General features: G+C 71.6%; 5 protein-coding genes. 2 read left to right on the forward strand and 3 right to left on the reverse strand.

Features of this window, described 5'->3' with window-relative positions:
• Both PV363_RS09365 and PV363_RS09370 read right to left on the reverse strand, forming a co-directional pair.
• On the reverse strand, positions 1 to 245 hold a 245-nt coding region (locus PV363_RS09365), incomplete at its 3' end, for a hypothetical protein (RefSeq protein WP_301022191.1).
• Positions 246 to 265: 20 nt separating this feature from the next.
• Positions 266 to 1,285 (reverse strand): iron ABC transporter permease, encoded by a 1,020-nt coding sequence (locus PV363_RS09370; RefSeq protein WP_301022192.1) that lies wholly within the window; start codon positions 1,283 to 1,285, stop codon positions 266 to 268.
• A gap of 104 nt (positions 1,286 to 1,389) precedes the next feature.
• Here PV363_RS09370 and PV363_RS09375 point away from each other — a divergent pair, with 104 nt between their 5' ends.
• Together PV363_RS09375 and PV363_RS09380 are read left to right on the forward strand one after the other, a co-directional pair.
• Entirely contained in the window at positions 1,390 to 2,325 is a 936-nt protein-coding gene (locus tag PV363_RS09375) for an ABC transporter substrate-binding protein (protein ID WP_220343271.1), read from the forward strand.
• The gene (locus tag PV363_RS09380; RefSeq protein WP_220343272.1) at positions 2,309 to 3,181 is read left to right on the forward strand and encodes a siderophore-interacting protein; all 873 of its coding nucleotides are present in this window, start codon (positions 2,309 to 2,311) and stop codon (positions 3,179 to 3,181) included. The genes PV363_RS09375 and PV363_RS09380 overlap by 17 nt, the downstream gene beginning before the upstream one ends.
• A gap of 12 nt (positions 3,182 to 3,193) precedes the next feature.
• On the opposite strand, the gene PV363_RS09385 is transcribed toward PV363_RS09380, so the two are convergent.
• Positions 3,194 to 3,873, reverse strand: a 680-nt coding sequence (locus tag PV363_RS09385) for a Glu/Leu/Phe/Val dehydrogenase family protein (RefSeq protein WP_301022193.1), incomplete at its 5' end; no start/stop codon positions are given.

A 3,873-nucleotide genomic window follows, 5' to 3' on the forward strand; every position in this document is an offset into this window, starting at 1 on the left:
AGGATCGCGGTGACGGCGCGGACCAGCCGCCGGTCGACCACGACGAGGTGATCGACCGACGATCCGCGTCCCGTCAGCGCCGCCCAGACCCGGGACGCAGGCAGGTCGAGCGTGCCGGTGAGGACCGCCAGGACGGTGACCGCGAGAAGGGTGATGGTGACGATCGCGGTCCAGACGACGGCACGTCGGCGGACCAGGACGCCGAACGGCCCGATCCGGACACCCACACCCCGACGCGCGCTCACAGCGCTGTCCCGACGCGCGCTCACAGCGCGACCAACCTTCGACGCCGCGTGATCGCGATCAACAACGGCGCCCCCACGAGGACCACGACGACACCCGCCTGCAGCTCACCGGGCGGCGCCGCGACGCGGCCCACGGTGTCGGCGGCGGTCAGCACGACGGCCCCGACCAGCCCCGCGTACGGGACGAGCCAGCGGTAGTCGTGGCCGCTGAGGAACCGCGCGGCGTGCGGCGCGACGAGCCCGACGAACGCGAGGGGACCGCACACCGCCGTCGCAGCCCCGGCCAGGAGGGTCACCGCCACGATGCCGACCACGCGGCTCCGCCGTACCCGCGTGCCGAGCGCCTGCGCGACGTCCTCGCCGAGCGTGAGGGCGTTGAGCGAGAAGGCGTTCGCCGTCGCCAGCACGAACCCGGCACAGACCACCACGACCAGTGGACCGGCGAGCTCGAGGTCGCGGTTCGAGACGGCGCCCACCTCCCAGAAGCGCAGGACGTCGAGCGTCTGTCTGTCGAGCAGGATGAGCGCTGCAGTCAGCGCGCTCAGCAGTGCGGCCATCGTCGTCCCCAGCACCGCGAGCATCACCATCGCGCCCCTGCGGAGGCTGCCGAGCCCCAGCAGGAAGACGATCGTGGACACCGCGCCCGCGCCGATCAACGCCGCGACGACCGTGGCCACCGAGGACTGGACGCCCAGCGCGAAGACGAGCACGGCCACACCGAACGTCGCGCCGGCGTTCACCCCGAAGAGCCCGGGCTCGGCGAGCGGGTTGCGGGTGTGGCCCTGCATCAGTGCGCCGGCCACGCCGAGGGCGGCTCCGGCCACCAGGGCGAGCAGGGTACGGGGCAGTCGCTGGGAGGTGATGACGGTGGCGTTGTCGGAGTCCGCGCGGCCGAGGAGCGCCCCCAGGACCTCGCCGATCCCGATGCTGCGACTGCCGACCGCGAGGCTGAGGGCCGCCACCGCGACGGTCGCCGCGACCAGCGCCAGCATCACTGCCGTACGCCGTCCGACGTCCGACCCGGGAGTGAGCACGACCACACGCTTAGGTTAGCCTCACCAACACCTCGTCAGGAGGCGGGGCCGTGCTGGTCGACAGAAGGAGCAACATGCGCGTCAGGTCTTCCCTCAGGACAGCAGCCGCGATGGTGGCGGCTACCGCCCTGACCGTCTCGGGCTGTGGTGGCAGCGACGAGGAAGCCAGCGGGGACGAGGGCGAGACCCGGACGGTCGAGTCGACCTTCACCGGCAAGAAGGTCGAGATCCCGGTCGAGCCCAAGAGGGTCGTCGCGCTGTGGCGCACCGGCGCGATGCTCGCCGAGCTCGGCGTGAAGCCCGTCGGACAGCTCGAGGGCGAGCTGGTGGCCGAGGAGATCCCGGCCGAGCAGTTCGCCGAGGTCAAGGACACCCCGGCCGTCGGCAGCTTCGACGGGATCGACATCGAGAAGGTCATCGAAGCCGATCCCGACCTGATCATCGGCATGGACAACGGGGGACTCGGCGTCGACTACGGCGACCTCGAGGAGATCGCACCGACGGTGATCCTCGAGATCGCGGAGCCGACCGACGTCTGGGACAACTACCCCACCGTCGCCGACCTCGTCGGGAAGTCGTCCGACTACGACGCGCGTGAGAAGGAGCTCGACGCCACGCTCGCCGACGTGAAGACGCAGTACGGTGACGCGCTCGCCGACGCGAACGCGACGTCGCTCGGCTTCTCCGAGGGTGTCCTCTTCGTCGAGACCAGCAAGTCGCTGACGTACGAACGTCTCCAGGCCGCCGGGTTCGGCTACAACGCCGACTACACCGAGAACCCCGACCGCTACGTCACCGAGCTCGCGACCGAGAACCTGCCGAGTCTTGCCGAGTCCAAGGTCCTGCTCTACGACGCGAACCTCGACGGCTCGGTGAACCCGGAGAACCAGAAGCTGATCGCGATGCCCTCGTTCACCCGGTTGCCGGCTGCCCGCGCAGGGCACGCGTACCCGCTGACCTCGGGCACCATCTACACGTTCGAGGCGGCCCAGCGTCAGGCCGAGGACATCGAGAAGGCGGCTAAGGCCTATGCCGCGGCACGGTGACACCCCGACGCTCGCCGGCCCGACCCTGACGCTGCTGGACCACCCGATCGGGATCCAGGAGCTCGAGGTCCTTCGACGTGACCAGCTCACGCCACGGATGGTGCGCCTGGTTCTCGGCGGCGATCTCGCGCGGTGGGAGGCCCGGGCACCCGACGAGCACGTGAAGCTCGTGTTCCCCGACCCCGAGACCGGGATGACCCGTGCACCCGTGGCCGACGGCGACCACCTGCACTGGCCGAAGCCCTTCCCGCCGACGCGCGAGTACACCGTCCGCCGCTTCGATCGCGAGCGCGGCGAGGTCTGGATGGACTTCGTCGTCCACCCCGGCGGACTCGCCTCCGACTGGGCTGAGTCCGTCCAGCCCGGCGACCGGTTGTGGGTCGCCGGACCGCGAGCCGGCTACGTGGCGCCGCCCGCCTTCGCCTACCGAGTCGTGCTGGCCGACCACACGGCGCTGCCGGCCGCGGCCCGCATCGTGGAGGAGCTTCCGCACGGTGTCCGCGCACGGGTGGCGCTCCTCGTCCCCGACGCCGCCGAGGAGCAGGACCTCGTTGTCCGTGAGGGCGTCGAGGTCACCTGGCTGCACGAGGACGACCCGGAGGTGGCCGACCGGGGGTTCGAGCCGTTCCTCGCCGGGCTGGACCTTCCCGCCGACGAGCCCTGGACGTTGTGGGCCGGAGGCGAGGCCGGACTGCTCAAGCCGGTACGCCGCTGGGCGAAGGAGCACGGGTTGGTCAACGGCTCCACGGCCGACATCTCGGGCTACTGGAAGCGCGGTCGCTCCAACGCGGTCACGCCCCGCCGGAGGCTGGCGCACCGCGTGAAGCACGCTCTGCGAATCGACGACGACGCCTGAGACTGCGGGGCGTCAGGGCAGCCAGACGCCCCGCAGGCGGGAGATCTCGCGCATGCGTTGCTCCGCGATGCGGTCGGCCGCTGTGGACGGCGCGACGCTCTCGGCCTTCGCCCGGTGCAGGACGTCGAGCGTGGTCGCGTAGATCCGGGCCGCTCGTGCCCTGGCCCGGTCGAACGAGAAGCCCTCGAGCTCGTCGGCGACCTGGATCAGCCCGCCGGCGTTGACGAGGTAGTCCGGCGCGTACACGATGTCGCGCTGCGCGAGCAGCTCCTCGGTCCCGGCGTGGGCCAGCTGGTTGTTGGCGCCGCCGCAGACGAGCCGCGCACTGAGCGTCGCGACCGTCTCGTCGTCGAGGGCTCCTCCGAGCGCGCACGGGGCATAGACGTCGAGCGGCTCGCGGACCAGCGCTGCGGTGTCCGCCGCCACCCGCACGGACGGGTGCGCCGACCGTACGGCCTCGATGGCGGCCGGATCGACGTCGGTGACGACGACGTCTGCGCCGTCCTCGACGAGGTGAGCGACGAGGTGTCGGCCGACCTTGCCCACACCGGCGACGCCGACGCGGCGACCCGACAACGACGGCGTGTCCCACACGAACTCGGCGCCCGCGCGCATGCCTTGGAAGACGCCGAAGGCGGTCAGCACGGACGAGTCGCCCGCTCCGCCGTGCTCGGTGGTCCGTCCGGTCACGT

It is taken from the genome of Mumia sp., from assembly GCF_028803055.1.
Classification (GTDB): Bacteria; Actinomycetota; Actinomycetes; order Propionibacteriales; family Nocardioidaceae; genus Mumia.

Coding starts and splice junctions, on each gene's coding strand:
- PV363_RS09380 (WP_220343272.1), top strand. CDS start 2,309: ATGCCGCGGCACGGTGACACCCCGACGCTCGCCGGCCCGACCCTGACG.
- PV363_RS09375 (WP_220343271.1), top strand. CDS start 1,390: ATGGTGGCGGCTACCGCCCTGACCGTCTCGGGCTGTGGTGGCAGCGAC.